This is a genomic window from Flavobacterium sediminilitoris (genome assembly GCF_023008245.1).
GTDB lineage: Bacteria > Bacteroidota > Bacteroidia > Flavobacteriales > Flavobacteriaceae > Flavobacterium > Flavobacterium sediminilitoris.
Genome location: NZ_CP090145.1, coordinates 1,798,817 through 1,817,515 on the forward strand (window position 1 = coordinate 1,798,817; position 18,699 = coordinate 1,817,515).

The 18,699-nt window shown below is 29.4% G+C and carries 17 protein-coding genes; all 17 read left to right on the forward strand.

The window, feature by feature from the left end; all coding sequences use genetic code 11:
* Positions 1-40 precede the first annotated feature (40 nt).
* The 17 genes from tssD (LXD69_RS08105) to LXD69_RS08185 all read left to right on the forward strand — a co-directional run bounded on the left by tssD (LXD69_RS08105) (position 41) and on the right by LXD69_RS08185 (position 18,691).
* Positions 41-427, forward strand: a complete 387-nt coding sequence (gene tssD, locus LXD69_RS08105) for a type VI secretion system tube protein TssD (protein WP_045969051.1) — start codon at positions 41-43, stop codon at positions 425-427.
* An 87-nt stretch (positions 428-514) separates the two neighbouring features.
* Positions 515-910 carry a type VI secretion system tube protein TssD gene (gene tssD / locus LXD69_RS08110; RefSeq protein ID WP_045969049.1) on the forward strand — a complete coding sequence of 132 codons (396 nt, stop codon included), beginning with the start codon at positions 515-517 and terminating at the stop codon, positions 908-910.
* A 7-nt stretch (positions 911-917) separates the two neighbouring features.
* Positions 918-1,871 carry a polymorphic toxin type 23 domain-containing protein gene (locus tag LXD69_RS08115; protein ID WP_246918688.1) on the forward strand — a complete coding sequence of 318 codons (954 nt, stop codon included), beginning with the start codon at positions 918-920 and terminating at the stop codon, positions 1,869-1,871.
* Positions 1,872-2,438, forward strand: a complete 567-nt coding sequence (locus LXD69_RS08120; RefSeq protein ID WP_246918690.1) for a hypothetical protein — start codon at positions 1,872-1,874, stop codon at positions 2,436-2,438.
* Between the two features lie 109 nt (positions 2,439-2,547).
* A complete protein-coding gene (locus LXD69_RS08125) occupies positions 2,548-3,261 on the forward strand; it encodes a tetratricopeptide repeat protein (RefSeq protein WP_045969043.1) in 714 nt (237 codons plus the stop codon).
* A 75-nt stretch (positions 3,262-3,336) separates the two neighbouring features.
* A complete protein-coding gene (locus LXD69_RS08130) occupies positions 3,337-5,190 on the forward strand; it encodes a type VI secretion system Vgr family protein (RefSeq protein ID WP_246918691.1) in 1,854 nt (617 codons plus the stop codon).
* 598 nt (positions 5,191-5,788) lie between these two features.
* Entirely contained in the window at positions 5,789-6,160 is a 372-nt protein-coding gene (locus LXD69_RS08135; protein ID WP_246918693.1) for a hypothetical protein, read from the forward strand.
* A 74-nt stretch (positions 6,161-6,234) separates the two neighbouring features.
* Positions 6,235-7,410 (forward strand): zinc metalloprotease, encoded by a 1,176-nt coding sequence (locus tag LXD69_RS08140; protein WP_246918695.1) that lies wholly within the window; start codon positions 6,235-6,237, stop codon positions 7,408-7,410.
* Positions 7,411-7,770: a hypothetical protein gene (locus LXD69_RS08145; RefSeq protein WP_246918697.1), complete on the forward strand. Its 360-nt coding sequence runs from the start codon at positions 7,411-7,413 to the stop codon at positions 7,768-7,770.
* A 78-nt stretch (positions 7,771-7,848) separates the two neighbouring features.
* Complete coding sequence (locus LXD69_RS08150) at positions 7,849-9,357, forward strand: DUF3289 family protein (RefSeq protein WP_246918699.1); 1,509 nt, start codon at positions 7,849-7,851, stop codon at positions 9,355-9,357.
* A 24-nt stretch (positions 9,358-9,381) separates the two neighbouring features.
* On the forward strand, positions 9,382-9,819 hold the full coding sequence (locus tag LXD69_RS08155) for a hypothetical protein (RefSeq protein WP_246918700.1): 438 nt from the start codon (positions 9,382-9,384) through the stop codon (positions 9,817-9,819).
* Between the two features lie 64 nt (positions 9,820-9,883).
* Entirely contained in the window at positions 9,884-10,990 is a 1,107-nt protein-coding gene (locus tag LXD69_RS08160; RefSeq protein WP_246918702.1) for a hypothetical protein, read from the forward strand.
* A gap of 18 nt (positions 10,991-11,008) precedes the next feature.
* Positions 11,009-11,503, forward strand: coding sequence for a DUF4280 domain-containing protein (locus tag LXD69_RS08165; RefSeq protein WP_045969027.1), 495 nt, complete (start codon positions 11,009-11,011; stop codon positions 11,501-11,503).
* Positions 11,504-11,514: 11 nt separating this feature from the next.
* Complete coding sequence (locus tag LXD69_RS08170) at positions 11,515-13,746, forward strand: glycoside hydrolase family protein (protein ID WP_246918704.1); 2,232 nt, start codon at positions 11,515-11,517, stop codon at positions 13,744-13,746.
* Complete coding sequence (locus LXD69_RS08175; protein ID WP_246918706.1) at positions 13,730-14,776, forward strand: hypothetical protein; 1,047 nt, start codon at positions 13,730-13,732, stop codon at positions 14,774-14,776. Before LXD69_RS08170 ends, LXD69_RS08175 begins: the two co-directional genes overlap by 17 nt.
* A gap of 180 nt (positions 14,777-14,956) precedes the next feature.
* A complete protein-coding gene (locus LXD69_RS08180) occupies positions 14,957-17,869 on the forward strand; it encodes a peptidoglycan DD-metalloendopeptidase family protein (protein ID WP_246918708.1) in 2,913 nt (970 codons plus the stop codon).
* Positions 17,870-17,896: 27 nt separating this feature from the next.
* Positions 17,897-18,691, forward strand: coding sequence for a hypothetical protein (locus LXD69_RS08185; protein WP_246918710.1), 795 nt, complete (start codon positions 17,897-17,899; stop codon positions 18,689-18,691).
* Positions 18,692-18,699: the final 8 nt, after the last annotated feature.

Genomic DNA, 18,699 nt, shown 5'->3' on the forward strand with positions numbered 1-18,699 from the left:
ACATAATAAACATTAATTTTTAATCTTTAAATATTACACTATGTCATTTAAATCAAAACTAAAAGTTGGCGGAAAAGAATTAAACATTTTAGACGCGTCTTATGACTTATTCCAAGAAGTTGATGCTAGCGGAAGACCATCTTCTGTTACTCGTGGAGGAACAATCAATTTAACAGTTGAATCAACAGGTGATTCATTCTTCTTTGAATGGATGACAAATAACTTCGAAAGAAAAGATGGTTCAATTCAGTATGTAAAACGTGATACTGATGCTAAGTTAAAAGAATTAAACTTCAAAGAAGGTTATTTAATTAAATATAAAGAATCTTTTGATGCTACAGGTACTAATCCATTAGTGGAAACTTTCACAATTTCTGCAAAAGAAATTTCTATGGGTGGTGGTGAGCATATTAACGAGTGGGTATAATCCTTTCTTTATAATAATGTAATTTAAAGGGTTAGTAATGCTAACCCTTTATTGTCATTTTTTTTTAATTAATCAAACTTAATAGATATGTCTTTTTTAGCAAAACTTGAGATTGACGGAGAGGTAATGAATGTCTTAGAGTTTCAATTTACTATCGGTCAAGAAATCGATAAAAGTGGGAAACCGTCTGCAGACCCTAATGGAGGAAGATTTAGGGTTATTATAGAATCTACCAAAAGTACAATGTTATTTGATTGGATGGTTAGTAATAATCAAACAAAAAACGGTAAAGTAACTTTTTTTAGAAGAGATGCAGTTTCTAAGATGAGAGAACTTCAATTTAATGATGGATATTGTATAGGTTATGATGAGGTGTTTTTATCTCAAAGTAATTCATCAATGAGCGTTGAAATAATTGTTTCTGCAAAAGAAATAATTATGAACGGATCTAAATTTAGTCGTAATTGGCCATTAAAATTCTAACTGTATAATGGACGAATTAGAAGCTAACTTTTTTTTAGGATTAAGTATCCACTTTGGAGGACCTAAAACTTATATGTCTGGAACAGCTGGAGTAGGAGTAAGTAAGAAATTCGATTTTGTAACACCAGGGATAAATTTAGGAGTTAATTTTTATAATGGCGGTTTAGGTTCTTTACCTAATAGTTCAAATTTTAATATTGATACCGTTATTACTGCTAAACTTACTGCTGGAGGCGGAAAAGGTGATCCAATGACAATTTATCCACTACATCTAAATAGTGGTTCAGGTCTAGAAGATCATTATAAATATTCTGCTACTTTAGGAACTAATTTTATATTTAATAATAATAATAGAAATCAACAAGTAGGTTTTTTACAAGTTAGAGCATATGATTTTAGCTTTCAAACTTATAACGATTTTCAAGGATTCAAAAAAATAGGAATTAGTGATGGGTATGACAGATGGTGGACAGGAGGAGGAAATCTTACTTTTGGAGCAAAAAACAGTGATTATCAATTTGTTATTGCTAGTGATGTTTTTACTGCTGACACTGATGTTGAACCACGCTCAAAATTTATGAGAGATGGTAAATTAGTTAATTCTGATGAGATGAAATTAGATGTGTTTGATAAAAATGTTGCAGCACCTGAAGGTAGTAGTTTTTATCATAAATATTTTGTGCACAAACCTAATATTGCTTCAGAGTTAACACAAGACTATCTAAATGATTATAGAGATGGGGTTACATGGAATAACCAAATGCATGACTTTGAATTGAATCAAGGGAGAACATCATTTAAATTAAGAACACCTCAAGGAGAGTTCGGAGTTAATGGTCTTGGATCAAGTCACATGTGGTCTCAAAATAGTATTCATAACAAGATAAATTTCCATGTTATACCTTCTAGCGCACCAAATTATTGGGAATTTCAATACACACCATTAAATCAACAATTTTAATTGAAAAAATATTCATTCTTACTTTTTCTTATTTTATTGAGTTGTGAGAAGTCATTTTATAACTCTAAAAAGGTAATACCCAAAGAAGAATATAAATATTATAATAAAGATTTTGTTTTACCAAAGTCATCATTGTTGAAAACGAATGGAATTTATATTTCTATTTCAGAAGAAAAATTTGAATATAAAGTTGATAGTTATAAAATAAATTATCCAGATAGGGATCATCCAGCATTAAAAGGAAATATTCCAAATAAGGATACAATAATTTTTTTTGACAGATATTTCTATTACCAATTTACAGATAATGGCTTGTGGAAAGAGTCAGGGGGATATTATAATTTAGAAGATTTAACCGAAAGCATTAAAAAAATAAACACAAGTTTAGACTATAGTGTTTATAAAGTTAAAGGGGATAGTTTATTCTTAGAATCCTATAATTGGTATAGGAAAAAATTCACTTATAGAGATGCAGTAATTATTGCAGATACAATTTTTTCAAGAGATAGAGAGAGTAATAATAAAGAAAATACTGTAAAGTATATTTACTATCCTATTAATCTTTAATGTCTTACTTAGAATATTTTAAAATATTCTGTTTAATCGTTATTAGGTATTTTAAAATAGGTCTTAGTGTTAGAATTACACTGAATGATATTATTAAAATTAATACCAAATGAAAAAAAATGGTTTACAATATTTAATAGTTTTTTTACTTTTTCTTAATTCACATAACTTATCAAGTCAATCTTTAAATGATACATTTGATAATATTTATTTAAAAGAATTGAATTTTGAAAATATAGCACTGAAAGAAAGAATAAAAAACTTTCCTGATGATGCTAAAATGCTTAACTCCAGAATTGCTCAGGAACTTAGAGATAAAGATTACACTTCTGCGTTGCAGCTAACAATCACTTTGGATAGTATTCTTCCAAATAATGCAGATGTTAAAAATTTTAAAGGGAAGATGTATTATAAACTAAATAATATAGATTCAGCACTAACATCTTTTGATGAAGCAATACAATTAGATGGAACAAATAAGTGGTTTTATTTAAATAAAGCAGGTTTGTTATCTGATACAAATATGTATTATAAAGCATTGCAAACTATTGAAGATTTATTAAAAATTGCTCCAAACTGGGGCATTGCATATAATTCAAAGGCTATTTTGTTGTTGTCTTTTAACCAAGATGAAGAAGCAATGTTAAATTATAATATTGCTTTAGAGAAAGAGCCTAAAAGCGCTCAAATTTTAACAAATAGAGGTGATTTATTTCTTAAAATGAGAAATAAAAAACAAGCAATTTTAGATTATAAAAAGGCATTAGAAGTTCAACCAGATTATATACATGCAAAAGAACAGTTAGAGTTACTTTCAAAATAGTTATTACATAAAAGCCTATTCCCTAAAATTTATTAATACATAATTGAATATTATTAACAAAAAATAAGTTAAATCATGGCAATAAGTACACGAATAGTCATCCAAATAGGAGGAGAAACCCTTACGCGATTTTCAAAATTAGTTATTCATCAAAAAGTACATACGCATCATACTTTTTCTTTGTTGCAACCTTTACCCAAAGAGTTTGTAAGTCAGGCAATAGATAAATCACAGAGTTATATAGGTCAATCTATTAAGATAGAGATTCAGCCTACGAGTTTAAAAACGACTTCACCTTTAGTTTTTCATGGTATTATTACAGAATCTCAAATGATTCGTACCTCAGGAGCTTCTGGAGGTATTATAATAAATGGATATAGTCCTACCATTGTTATGGAAGGTACACCAAAAACACAATCTTTTTCAGATGAATCTTTATCAGATATCATCAAAAAAATAACGAGTAGTTATAGTCAAAAAGAACTCCAACCTACAGTTGACGTTAAGAATGATGCTTCGATGCCTTATACAGTTCAATATAGAGAGAGCGATTTTGGATTTGCCTGTAGATTAGCCCAAAAGAGAGGACAATGGTTCTATTATAATGGAGAAGAATTACTATTTGGTTCTCCAAAATCTAAGAATTTCACTTTAGAATATGGAAGATCATTGCATAGTTTTAATATAGAGATGCGTGCAAAGCCATTAGGATTAGAGTATTTAGGATACGATCCAAGTAATGCAGAAACCCAAAAAGCCAATACAACGGAAGTCAATTATCAACCTGAAGGCTATTCAAAAGTAATGTATGAGAGTTCAAAGAAATTGTTTCCAGAGAGTGCAACGATGCTTTATACTCATTCAATAGAAGAAGGAAGTGCTAGAACTCATTTGGTTGATCGAGTAACTACACAGTTACAATCTAGAGCTGCTGATTTAGTAACCGCAAAAGGCGATAGTGATGAAACAGGTTTACGAATAGGAGATGTTATTTCTATCCAAGAGCCTTCATTTTCTATGACTGGTAATTTAATAGATGGATTACAAGAGCAAAATTTCGGAAGTTATATTATAACAGATATTACCCATGTTTGTGAAGAATCAGGTACTTATCACAATAGTTTTCAAGCGGTTCCAGACAGCGTTTTGTCACCACCATATGGTAATGTTCACCATCATCCAACAGCCGATACACAACCCGCAGTAGTAACAGACAACAATGATCCATTAGGGTTAGGTCGTATTCAAGTTAGCTTTGCATGGCAAAAGGAACAAGGGACAACTACACCATGGGTTCGAATGATAAACCCACATGCAGGAGGCGGAAAAGGGATGTATTTCATACCGGAAATAGGAGAAGAGGTTTTAGTAGGATTTGAAGCAGGAAATGCAGAGAAGCCTTTTATACTAGGTGCGATGTATAATGGAAATGAATCGAGTAGTTATGCCACATCAGGGAATGATCAGAAAGTTATTCAAACACGAAGTGGGACTAAGATTATCATGAATGATGCAGAAGGAAGTGTTTTTGTAGAAGACCCAAGTGGTAATACATGGATGATGGATGGTAAAGGTAATATCAGTGTTAATGCTCCTAATGAAATAACATTAAATGCAGGAACAAATATAAATATGACTGCTGGTCAAAATATAGTTTCTTCAGCAGGTGTTAATATGATTGAAACAGTTGGTGTAGATAAATCTTCAACTATAGGAATGATGAACAATACTTTTGTTGGAGGAAGCAGCATGTTAAATGTAGTAGGTGATTTAATGGAATTCATAACAGGTAATTTACAATCAAGCACAGAAAAAGATAGAGTTGTCAGTAGTAAACAAGGTATAACTCAATCGACCGAAGGAGAAGTTGCAAAACATTCTCAAAAAGAGGTGAAGTTAAATAGTACAAAGAAATCGAAATTATACTAAGAAATGGGAAGAATCCGACATGTGGAGGAGCAATAACTAAAGAACAGGAGGAAACGAAATTTACTTCGCTGAAAGTGATATTGTGATTAATGCAGTCGGGAATATAAATATTATGTCAACTAATGGAGTAAGTTTTGGTGAGCCTGATTAAATGAATAAAATTGTCAAAATAATTTATTTTTAGTTACACTAGTTGTTTTTAAGGGTGCTAATATTTGCTATTAATAAAATTGAAGCCAATAAAAATATTGAAACTTACAAGACAGAAATATTTTGAACACAATAAAATTAGATATGAAGTAGGAAAATATAGAGAATTTCCTATGTGAAAATTTTAAATAATGCTGCCTATGAATGGGAAGTAATTAATTTAAGAGGATTATAAAAAGATATTTTTCTTTTAAATACACACTATTAAGGTTTTAAACCTATTAAGAATAAGCCTTGTTGGAAAACATATTTTTACTTATCAATAGGGATGAGTGATATATCAATAGATCAATGTGCGCAATTCAAAAAAAAGACAATTAATGTATGATGAATTTGTTTCTCATCGGTTATTCTCTTTTTCGATTTGGTAATTAATTCAAGTTGTTAGTTGCGAAATAAAAAATTAAAAAAAGATGTTTATTCATATACAATTTATAACGGTTATGTCGATTTACAGGGTTTTCCTGTTGGAGCAGGAATGAAAGTAGTTGAGATTAATAGTTATAGAGAAGATTTATCTTTTTCAAGCAAGTTTGGTTATGTAGATGACGATATAGACGGTGTTAATGATTCTGGTAATACTACTGAAACTTTTGGAGGTAATTATAGAGCATCAGGAACAGAATGTAGAGAAGGGCGTTTGCAATATTGTGAATTAACCTACACAGCAAATGGCGCATTGGAATATTTGAAAGTAGGATATGAATCATTGTCAGAATTTAATAGTAGAAAAGAAAGAGAGAAAAAAATAGTTAAGTAAATTATTGAAAATTAAATATTTTAAAGTGCTTTTAAGTAATTGGATTTATTATTATCAATTAAAACGGGATTAAAATGACACGCACAAGATTAGTAAAAGGGAAAATAACAGAAAGAACAGGTGGTAATGAAATTTACTATGCTGAAGGCGATATTGTTATCAATGCAGGTGAAATGATTAGTATAACTTCTGCTAAAGGAGTGATTTTTGATAATCCAGAGAAAGCACCTAATAATGAACAAACCGAAGTAAGTTTGAAAATTATAAAAGATACTTTTCTCCCACTAGGACTTAAAAATTTTAAAGGAGAAACAGAGAATGATAAAATTAAATTTGAAATTCTGTCAAGAAAAGGAACAGCAAAAGGATTAACTTTCCTTATTAAGCATAATGGAAATACTTTGGTTACAAAAAATATAGATGCGATTGCAGTAGGAGAAAAAGCATTAATTGAGTGGAATGGTTTTTCAGATGCCAAAATATATGATAGTACAGTTTTCAATGAAGGAGAGTTAATAGTTGAGGTAACTGGTGCAGATAATGAAGTAAAAGAAACTATAAACGCGAAGTATAAAAAAGTAAAATGGGTTGATATAAAAATTGATGATAACTCAAAAAATATTGACGTTACATTGAGAGTGAATCTTAAAGATGGTGGAGTTATTGGTGATGGTGTTCCAAAATATACTTTTTCAGACTTAGAGTCAATGGCTCTAGAAGGATTGAAAACATATTGGAGTAGAAATAGAACTAGAACAAGTTTAATTCCTCCAACAGATTTTGTAACAATTAATAATGAAGAATACTTGGTTACAGTAAATGCTCTAAATTCTCAAGAAAATGCAATGGATGATATTAACCTAACATACAATAGTGAAACTAAAAGGATAAGATCAAGCAACCCAGGAAGCGTAACAGGCGTGTTGTCGTTTTTTGCAAATATTTTTGTACCAGAAAGAGTTGTTTTTAATTCCCAGTCTTTTAGTGAAGAACGAGATTTTAAGCTTACAGCAGCTCATGAAATAGGACATGAATTAATAAAAACATTTGGAGGAGAAGGTTATTCTTATGCTCATGAAGGAAGTTCAACGTTATTAACACAACAACAAAAAAATAACCCTCTACCACTTACAGGAGAAAATAATTTAATGGAATATTATAGTGATAGTTACTATGATTTTGATAGAACATTAGCTGCAGAAAAAGATGTGTTAGGACTATTGTGGTGTTCAATTATTAAAATAAAATAGATGAAAAAGATTCCGTTTTTAATGATTATAATATTTTTAACCTCTTCTTGTGTTACAAGATTAAAAACACCTAAAATTGAAGGAAGAGTTTATAATGTAAAAAATGAACCATTGAAAGAAGTAAAAGTATGTTTGAATGATGAATGCGTAAACACAAATGAAAAAGGATATTTCTCTTTTAATAAAAAAACATATAAAGAGTTTGTAATGATTGGAGGAGAAGCACCAGCCGTAATCTATAACCTAAAATTCTCAAAACAAACATATAAAGACACAATAATTAATTATAAAAATTTATTTGGAGGATCAAATGTTGACCTGTTAATAAAATATGATTCAATTATCCTTCATGAAGAATAAACGTGATACGATATAAAAAGAGAGTAATTGCTTTTAAGAACATTAATAAACACTTGTATTTAATAATTTTTTTTAAAAATGACAAGAATTAGACGTGTAGGAGGAACAATAACCGAGAGAACAAGAGGAAACGAAATTTATTATGCCGAAAATGACATTGCTATCAATGCAGTCGGAAATATAAGTGTAACTTCTGGAAAAGGAGTAGTTTTTGGAGAGCCAGAAACTCCACCTGTTTTAAATCAATATTTTGTTAAAGGTTGGTGGTCTTTGGATATAGAGGGAAATAAAAAAATAAAAAGTGCAATTCCAGGAATGACCGTTTATTTTCATCTTGAAACTAAAAATATTCCAAACGATAGTTCCGTTTTTATGACATTATTTGAAGAAGATAATAGTGAAAATGAAGAAACACAAAATGAAGATGATAAAATTACTTTAATTAATTCTTTAACAAAAAAAGAAAGTTTTTCAGAAAAAGTATCGAATAATAAAATTGTAAAAACGATAACATTAAAAAATATAGATTCTTTTATTCAAGATGAAGTTGATAAAGTTTTAGAACTCTATTTTAAATGTAGTTACTTTAATGAAGCAGGGCAATTTCCAATTAGTAATGATGAATACTTAAAAGTGGGGCAAATTATCGTTGATAGATATAAAATACCAGGATTAAATGAAAATGGAACAGATTCTGCCGATGATTTGTGTTACGGGTTTGGAATAAAAAAAGGAGGAAGTATATTTGAAAGTAGTGAAGTAAGTGACTACGTATCAAGATATGAAGAAAATGGATTCGACGAAATTCTAGATGAAAAAATCTCGAATAAAGCAATATTATCGGATAAAAATGGAAAAGCAAAATATAGTGAAGCAGAATGCTATAGTGCTGCATACAATGCAAGAATACCATTTACAAATATTGATATACCTATATCTACAGGATTAGACATAAGAGTTTTTAATAATTTGTCTGATGATGTTTTGTTTTGGGACTTTGAACAAACAGCTTCTTTATATTTTGCTACAGGACTATTAGAAACAAATCTGAAACAGATGATTGCAAAATTTAAAGCTAATGAAGGAGGAATTTATGAAAATGAAATATTAACAAATGCAATAATAGAAAGTGAAGTCACAAAAAAATATTGCAATGATGTAGAAGAATATTTAAAAACTAAAATAAAAGAAAATAGTACAGAATTACAAAAAATAGAAGATAAAAAACCATATCTGGGTAATTATGGTGATATACAGGCAGATAGAGGGAATGAAAATAAAACTTTTACACGACCAATATATAATGTTAATAAAATGGAAGGTTTGACAATTGCATTAAATGACATTTGGGCAACTCAAATAACCATTAAAGAAATGGAAAATGATAATAACAATTATACTTGTAAATATGAAGTTATACTTTGGGATCATTTTGGGTTAGATTTACCAGATATGGAAAAAATATTTAATATTATACCAAGTGTTGGGGAAGCATTTGTAACATGGTTTATTTTACAACATTTAAGAGGATATAAACCATTTATAACAAAAATTAAATTTGAAAAAGAGTTTGAAGGAACTTTCTAACCCTAATTTTATATAATTTGAAAAATGAATAAATTAATAATCATAATAAGTTTTTTTATAATGTCATGTAATCATCAAGAAACATTTATCGATTTAAAAAATCATTCAAGAAAAGGTACTTTTAGTAGAGGAGAAGATAAAGGGAAATTTTTTTATTATCAAAGCGTATTAGTTTCTGGTATTTCGGAGGATTTAGAATCTTTTAAAAATGAATTATTAACGTACCATTCAAAGAAAATAGATTCTGTATTTCAAGATAATAAAACAATACAATTCAGTTCAATTTTTTATAAAAAGAATAGTAAAACATCCTATTTTATTGATAACAGTGATGATCCTGGAGGATTTTCAAGTGAGATTCTGTCAGATTATTATGAAGAATATGGAATAGCAGAAATAATAACCAAAAAAATAGACAATTCGGATAGCTATAAAACAGAAATCAAACTTTCAAAAATGTAGAAATAGTCAAAACGTATAATTTTTAAAACCCAAATTGTTTTTTATATAAATTCCTAAACTTTATATGAAGTCAAAATACAATATTTATAAGCTAAAAGAAAATGACACTTTAATTAATGTTGCAAAAAGATTAGAAAAAACGCCACAAGAAGTAGCTCATTTTCACAATGTTTTTGCTAACCAAGAAAGCTTAATTGGAGTCACTTTTCCAAAAGATTTGCAAGAGTTATATATACCACGTTCAATAAATGAAAAAGAATTAGAACATTTACCAAAAGTAAAATTTAATGGAGGAACTAAATTGGGAATTAAATCATTTAAGAATGTTTTACTATATCAAGTAAAAAATCAAGTATTTTCCCAAAAAAAAATATATAAATATAACTATCAAATAGAAGTTAAATACATAAAAAAAGTAAAAGAGAATTATTGGTTTGAAATAAATAAATTAAACAAGGTAAAAGACAATAAACTAGACGGGAACTTATATAATGTTATCGAAAAAACAGAGGAAGTTTTTTATCCATTGCAACTTTTAATTTCAGAGGAAGGAAATCTAATCGAGATTTATAAACATGAAGAAATAGTAGAAAGATGGCCAAAATTAAAAACATCAATTTTAGAAGAATTTGAAGGAATAGTAATTGAAAATTATCTTTTGTATTATGAGAAAAACATATTTGATAAAGAAAAATTGCAAACATTACTTTTTAAAGACGTTTTTTTAAATACATATTTTAGTCAAGTTTACATTGATTATTCGTCACAGTATAATGTTAAAAGACCATTATATTTTCCTTTAATTTCAAGGATTAAAGACGTTGAATATGAAGTTGAACAAAAGATTGATCCTTATGTCAGTAAAGAAAAACAAATTCATATAGAAATAAATGGACATGTCAATGATAAAAGAGTAAAATTGGATTTCGAATCAAATTTAGACATGCCATTTTTCTCTCGATTTGAAAATTCAAATGAAAAAGTAGAAGGGAAATTTAAAGCAAAATTCAATTTAAATTCAAATAAGTTTTTCATTGAAAAAGCAGAATTAACAAGCGAATTAGAACTAGATAGTATTCAGAAAAATGAAATTTCAATAGAATTAATAAACAATTCTTTAGTTACTAAAACGCCAAAAGAATCATTAAACACGATCGTCAATAAGACATAATATAATAAATTATGAGTCATGAGTGATAAACATATACTAGTACAAGGAGCTACTGTTAAATGCAAATTTAGTGTAGAGCCCAAAACAGATAAATTAAAAGTCTTATCGCATAGTAAACATTATGCTAATGATCAAGATGGTTCCGAGAAATTAATTGGAACAACAAAAGAAATTGGTCAAACTTTGGAAAAGAACACTTTTGGAAAATGTAAATTACAACCTACAAGTAGTGATTATTTACCTTGTAAAGCAGTTATTACAAAATGGAGTAATTTTTATAAAAATGTAACACTGTCTAATAAAGGTCAAATTCTTATAGAAGATAGTAAAGCGACTTGTCCAATAGGAGGTGCAGATTGTATTAGTGTAGTGAATCACGGACAAAAAGGGAATGCCAGTAAGCAAGAAGCAAGAAAAACAGATGATCAAGCTGCAAGTAGTATAAATCCTGTTGCTGATACTAGTGGTTTTAAACAGGAGCAAGAACAAAATCCGGGAACCTACGTAGAGTAATATTTTAAATTATGAAAGGAATCAAGGCAATACAAGGGAAAACACAAGTAGTGACAGGACAATGGGAAAGCTATACTGTTTCAGAATGGCATAGTCAAACACCATTGGCAAGTAGAGTAACATCATCAGTAAAATGGGATATATACTATTTGGAACCTGGAAAACCACCACTTTTAGTCTTGCAAAAATCGGAAGGAAGAGTAAGATTTAGAGAAGAAGCAATAGGAAGAAAATTTCTTATAGTTGCTTATATGTATGAGCCTACATTAAATGATTCAAGTTCAATAGAAATTACAATAATTGGAACAGAGAAAGCAGAAATATTAAAAATAGACCTTACCGATGTTAACGATCAACCAATAAGTGGTCCTTTGGCTTATGGTCAAACAATAAATGCGCATGTTCATACAACAGGAATGCAAGGTGTTTCTTTAATGTTGTCATTATATGAAGATGATGCACAAGGTAGTGGACATAGTTCAGAGAATGATCAAAATCATCTCAAAACAATTACGGCTGAGGTTGGAAGTAACGGTATTGCTTTTGCTCAATTTATGTTAGAACCCGATTTTCAAAGAATTGCAAATGCTTATTTAGCAAAAGGCGATAGTGATGAAGGAGCTTATCATGAATTTTATGTAACAGCTCGTGGTATGGGAGAAATACCAGGATTAACATCTAGTGGTAATGTAAATGTAGCAAATCCACCACAAGAATCACCAGTACCTTCAGAAGATAATACTTCTACGGAAGAGTCAAATAGCGCTGAAACACCAGTAGAAGCAGAACCAGTTAAAAGTGAGCCTGTAACTGTTGATCCAGGAGCTATTGATGTAGAAGTACCAGAAAATAAAACACCAACTACAATAGAAGAAGTAGAAGAGCCAAAATGTGGTGAAGTATATTGTATTAAAAAAGGAGATAAAAATGAACTAATACGAGAGGTAAATATTCGTTTAGCAGGTTTTGGAGGAAATGTTCCTACAGATGAATTTACAGATAGAACCGAGAAAATGATAAAACAGTTTCAAAAGGACTATATGAAAATACCCGAAACAGGTAAGATTTGCGGAAATGTTTTAAGAGCAATTGACGAATTTCAGTCTAAATATAATTTTACTTTTGACGAAATAAAATGCAAATGTGGAACTTGTACTGGTTTTGGAAAAGGGCTGTATTCTGAAGAAAAACAAGATAGTGCTATAGCTGAAAGAAGTAGAAAATATGAATATCCTGGAATACACAGAAGTATGTTGTCTTCAATGAGGTCAGTGATTTTTTATTTAGCTAAAGATGGAAGGTTTTCGCTCAATAAAATTAGCTCAGGATATCGTTGTCATGAAGATAATAAGAATAATAATAGAAGTTCTACAAATCATATGGGAAAAGCACTAGACTTACATTTTAATAAGTCAGGAGTTCGAACTAGAGATAATGATGATGTAGAAACTATTAGGAAAGATATTTTTAATAAATACTTAGGAGCAAAATGGGATTGGAAAGAAAAAAATATCTTTAATTTAGAATCAACTGCAATTGGTGCAACCACATGGGTACATTATGATGTAAGAGAATTTGATTTAGTATATTTAGAAGATACATTTTTTGCTAAAGATATCGCAGGACTTAATGGTAAAAGTATAGTTTTGCTAGCAAATGAATTAGGGTATCAAAATACTTGTATGTGTAATGCAGATGGAAATAATTCTGACAAAGCAGCAGATGGATCTTCTGAAAGGGTTGATCCTAAAGAGTTAACAACATCTGAAGAAGGTATACAGTTTATTAAGGATTGGGAGGATTTTAAAGATATGCCTTATAATGACTCTGAAGGTTATTGTACTATCGGATATGGGCATTTAATAGAGAAAAAGAAATGTGAAGAAATAACAATTCCCGATGAATTTAAAAATGGAATAACTGAAGAAAAAGCTGTTGAATTATTTGAATCAAGACTTGCTGAATTTGAAGAGTCAATACAAAGAGACATCACAGTCCCTCTGTATCAGTATGAATTTGATGCCTTAGTTAGTCTTGTTTTTAATACAGGATCAAATTTTCTAAATATTGGAGGTGCTAATGATGGGGAAACTAAGATAAAGAAAAATATAAATAATAAAGAATATGAAGCTGGTGCAGATGAAATGGCTGATGTGACTAATGGAGGAACATCTGGATTGGTAAAAAGAAGAAATGCGGAAATTAATATGTTTAAAAATAATGTTTATGATTCAACTCATTAATAAAATAAGAATTAGTAGTGTGCTTTTTTTATTACTTTTAGGTTATAGTTGTAAAGAAAAGAAAATTTCAACCAATGAAAATAGTGCAGATTTTGTCACTAAAGATTCTTTTGTAGAGAATGATACGACATCAATAAATAAGATCAATAAAGAAAATAAATATGAGAAATATATTTATTATGATTCTCATTTTCAAAGTGGAGGGAAAACAGATTTTTCGGAAATCTCGAAGGAAGAAGTTATAGAAAAATTTAAAAAAGTTGAGGTGTTAGTATCAGAAGATACAATTTCTATTAATAACTCAAAATCTTTCTATAAGATTGAAGAAATGGACGCAAAGAAATTTTTTGGAAAGGAATATCTCTATAGTTATTATACTAAAGTATATAAGGATTTTTTTGATATAGATATAAAAAATACAGTTAGTTATATAAATTTAGATATAAATAATAATAATGTTTCTCCATTTAAAGATTACTTTATGGAAGGAGGAGATGCTATTTGTTCAAATAATTTGATTTTTTTAAACTACAAAAGATATATTATTTGTTTCAAAAAAGAAGATAATCTTAAAATAATAAATAATCCATCTAACTGCATTGCTAAAAGCAATTTTAAATTGCCATATAGTGTAAAAACTAATATCAAGAATGTAAAATATAATATTCTTAAATGTGATAATATTTTAGGAGTTGAAGACTTTTTATGTAATGAAAAGAACTTACGATATATTGCCTTACCAAATTTAGAGGATGTACAAATAGTTTTAGTTCCAATGGATTGTTCAGATTTTAATTATCGCTATTATTTACTTACAATATTTAATAGTAAGGTTGTTGCTAATGAATATGTTGAAGGAGAATGGTATGAGCCTGGAGATGATAGTTATAAAGAAATTACAAGTTTTAGTATTGATGAAAATTATAATGTAGAAGTGAAAACGAATGCAGTTGAAAATGGTAAGATCACTCTAAAAAATAAAAATAAATTTAAGATTACAAACAAAGGGTTTTTAGAAAAAATGAACTAGTTCTTAAAATCATACATAATGAATGATACAAATATTTTGCAATGACTATTCTACTAAATTGCAATATTTCGTATTTCTAAGGTACTAATTCGGATATGCTATCTGTGTGCTAAGTAATATTTTTTTTAAACTTTAAGCAGCAACAAATCCAAGAACCTACTTAGAATAATATTTTAAATTATGAAAGGAATCAAGGCAATACAAGGGAAAACACAAGTAGTGGCAGGACAATGGGAAAACTATACTGTTTCAGAATGGCATAGTCAAACACCATTGGCAAGTAGAGTAACATCATCAGTAAAATGGGATATATACTATTTGGAACCTGGAAAACCACCACTTTTAGTCTTGCAAAAATCGGAAGGAAGAGTAAGATTTAGAGAAGAAGCAATAGGAAGAAAATTTCTTATAGTTGCTTATATGTATGAGCCTACATTAAATGATTCAAGTTCAATAGAAATTACAATAATTGGAACAGAGAAAGCAGAAATATTAAAAATAGACCTTACCGATGTTAACGATCAACCAATAAGTGGTCCTTTGGCTTATGGTCAAACAATAAATGCGCATGTTCATACAACAGGAATGCAAGGTGTTTCTTTAATGTTGTCATTATATGAAGATGATGCACAAGGTAGTGGACATAGTTCAGAGAATGATCAAAATCATCTCAAAACAATTACGGCTGAGGTTGGAAGTAACGGTATTGCTTTTGCTCAATTTATGTTAGAACCCGATTTTCAAAGAATTGCAAATGCTTATTTAGCAAAAGGCGATAGTGATGAAGGAGCTTATCATGAATTTTATGTAACAGCTCGTGGTATGGGAGAAATACCAGGATTAACATCTAGTGGTAATGTAAATGTAGCAAATCCACCACAAGAATCACCAGTACCTTCAGAAGATAATACTTCTACGGAAGAGTCAAATAGCGCTGAAACACCAGTAGAAGCAGAACCAGTTAAAAGTGAGCCTGTAACTGTTGATCCAGGAGCTATTGATGTAGAAGTACCAGAAAACAAAACACCAACAGTTATTGGAGCGGAAGATGGCTTACTTAATGCTTATTTTGCTAAAAAAGAATATATTGAAAAGACAGATGAAGATGCAGGAACTTATAAGTACACTTTTGGAGGAAATAAAGCAGCTAACAAAACTTCAACTCCACAGGAAAAGGAATCTGTTGCAGATGCTATTTTAAACAAAGCAAAAATAAATGATAAGTTAAAGGCTGAAAAACGATATACCACAAAAGAAGCCATTATTCAGTCTTTAGCAGCAGAAGAATATGGTAAAGATACTCAGGATAATAAAACAGTTGAACTTAAAACGTTTAAATTAGGACCAAAATTAATTCCTATTAATTCAGCACCTTTAGAAGGAAAAGTTTATTTAGTAGTAGAAACAGCAGGATTAGACGGGAAACAAGCTACAATAACAATAAAAGAGAAAGACGGTGTTATAAAAGGGTCACCAGATGCAATTTTACCTGTTTTAGAAATTACAGAAGAGCAAATGGAGGAAACTGAAACTTCAGAAGAAGTACAAGGAACCGAAAAAAATCAATTTACAGTTACTGTAGAAAATGGCATTGGAAAAGTACCAATACAATTACGACCAAAATCAGATGAAGATTTAGAACAATGGAAAGAAAAAATTGCTAAAGGGAAAGAAGATGGAAATTATACTTATACATTTAACAATGAAAACGGAACCGCAATAAATGCAGAAAATAAGGCCAAAATAGCAGAAATTATAGTTGTTAATGCAAAAGAAGGAAAATTTGGAAACCCAAAAATGGAAAGTGGTAAAACAGCTTATAAAGAAGATGTGGAAGCAGTATTAGAGGAGAAAACGTATAATAAAGGAGATACTATAACTTTCTCAACATATAAAAAAGAAACAGAGCAATTATGGTTGGAAGCAGAATGTGCAGGCGAAAATAAAAACCATAAAGGCGAATTTTTGAAAAAAGATGGAGCTTATTTTGTAATAGGTAAAATAAAAGAAATTATTTTTCCTTTATTGATAAAGCCTGAAAATGATACAGGAAAAAAATGGGGAAATAATTATTATTGGGCAGCTAGTCAAGGGGCAAATCAAGCAGCATTTAATTCTAACAGATCAAGAGGAACTAGGAAGCATGCGGGGAGAGATTTGTATACTCTTCCTGAGACACCAGTAGTCGCAATATGTAAAGGTAAGGTGTTAGAAGTAAAAAATTTTTATGCGCAAACACATCAAGTAACTGTACTTCACGAAACAAATGATGGAAGGAAATTCATTATTAGATATGGGGAATTAGCTCCAAGTAGTATAACGGTTAAAGAAGGTGATTCTATAACCCAAGGAAAACAAATTGGAGTAACAGGACATCTTGTAGGTATAACTGTTATAAGTGGAGAAACAGTATATATGCTACATTTTGAACATTATACAGGAGAAAAAGGATATGACTTAACTACTGCTTTATCTACAGGAGATAAACCATTTATGAGAAGAACAGATTTAGTAGATTCTATTGCAATTTTAGAAGAAGGGTATAAAAATACATTTGGAGAAAATTCAGAAAATCAGTTGTTTACAGAAGAAGATGGTAAGGAAGCTATAACAGAATTATATAATAAGTATAAAGATAAAACATGGAGTTGGAAGTGGGAAGGTTCTGAGGAAGAAATTGAAGTATCAGGAAAAGATTTGATAACAATTGTTGAAAAAATGTATAGATTAGAAACTAGTCATTTTAAATCAAAACAATATCAAAATTGTGGTACAGGAGGAATGGAAGCTTTCGGATCTCCTCCTTATTATGGTTGGGACTCAAGTCTTTTTATAGAACAGCCAGTAGGAACTTGGAGTGCTTATGAAGGAAAAGGTTTGAGTGGAGTAGGTGGAAATGCCCAAATTACAACTACTCAAAAAGAGTTTGTTAAATTACCATCAGTATTGGCAGGAATGGAATATAAAGTGAAATACATTATAAAATATAATGGAAATTATGCTCGCTGGTTTAATAAAAATAGTGAAACGGCTCAAAAAGCTTATGTAACGTCACTTAGGGGAATAAGAGCAAGATTTGTTGAAGGATTGTAGAGAGTAATAATAAAAATAAAATAAGATATGGCAAGAATACTTATACTAATCTTTTTAGTTTTTTCTTTTAGTTGTAAAAAAAGAGTTGATAATATTGAGCAAAGCGTTATTAAAAACGGAAGTATTAATAATAAGGTTGATGTTTCAGTAGAAAATGATTCTGTTACATGCGATGAAGTTGTTCGTAAAATTGTTTTTTCAAGTAATTTAAAAAGCATTAAAAATTTTGATGATATTTTTATCAGACTTGAAGAAATTTCAGATGAAAAAATTATAATTAAATTATATATAGAAAACAACCTTTCAGACAATCCAAATGAAAAACAGATTGTAGAAAATGCTATTTCTTGGCTTGAACTGCAACCAAAAACGAATAAACTCTATGATGTTACATTTGATCCTGAGAATCCTGTAGAAATCAATTTTGATACAAAAATCATAAATAAATATAGTTTAGATAAAATCTGTGGAACTAAAACAAGTAAAAGTATCATAATTGATAATAAAGAAGTACAATGTGAAAGCATACAAGGAGACATGATGACTGGAGAAGAATGTGTTTTTTTAAATAGTGATATTAAAGATATATATAAAGGTATTATTGGTAAAAAACTTATAACAGATTGGAAATATCTTTTAAAAGAAATCCCACAACAAAATAAATCTTTAAAAATAAATGAAAATGGACTTATTGAAATAAACTATGAGATTAGTGAAAATAAAGTGGATATTAATTTAGAGTATGAAGGAGGGGTTACTAGTATTATTTTAGAAAAAAAAGGGAAAAATATTAATAGAATTATAATGCAAAGTGCAGATTGAGTTATATT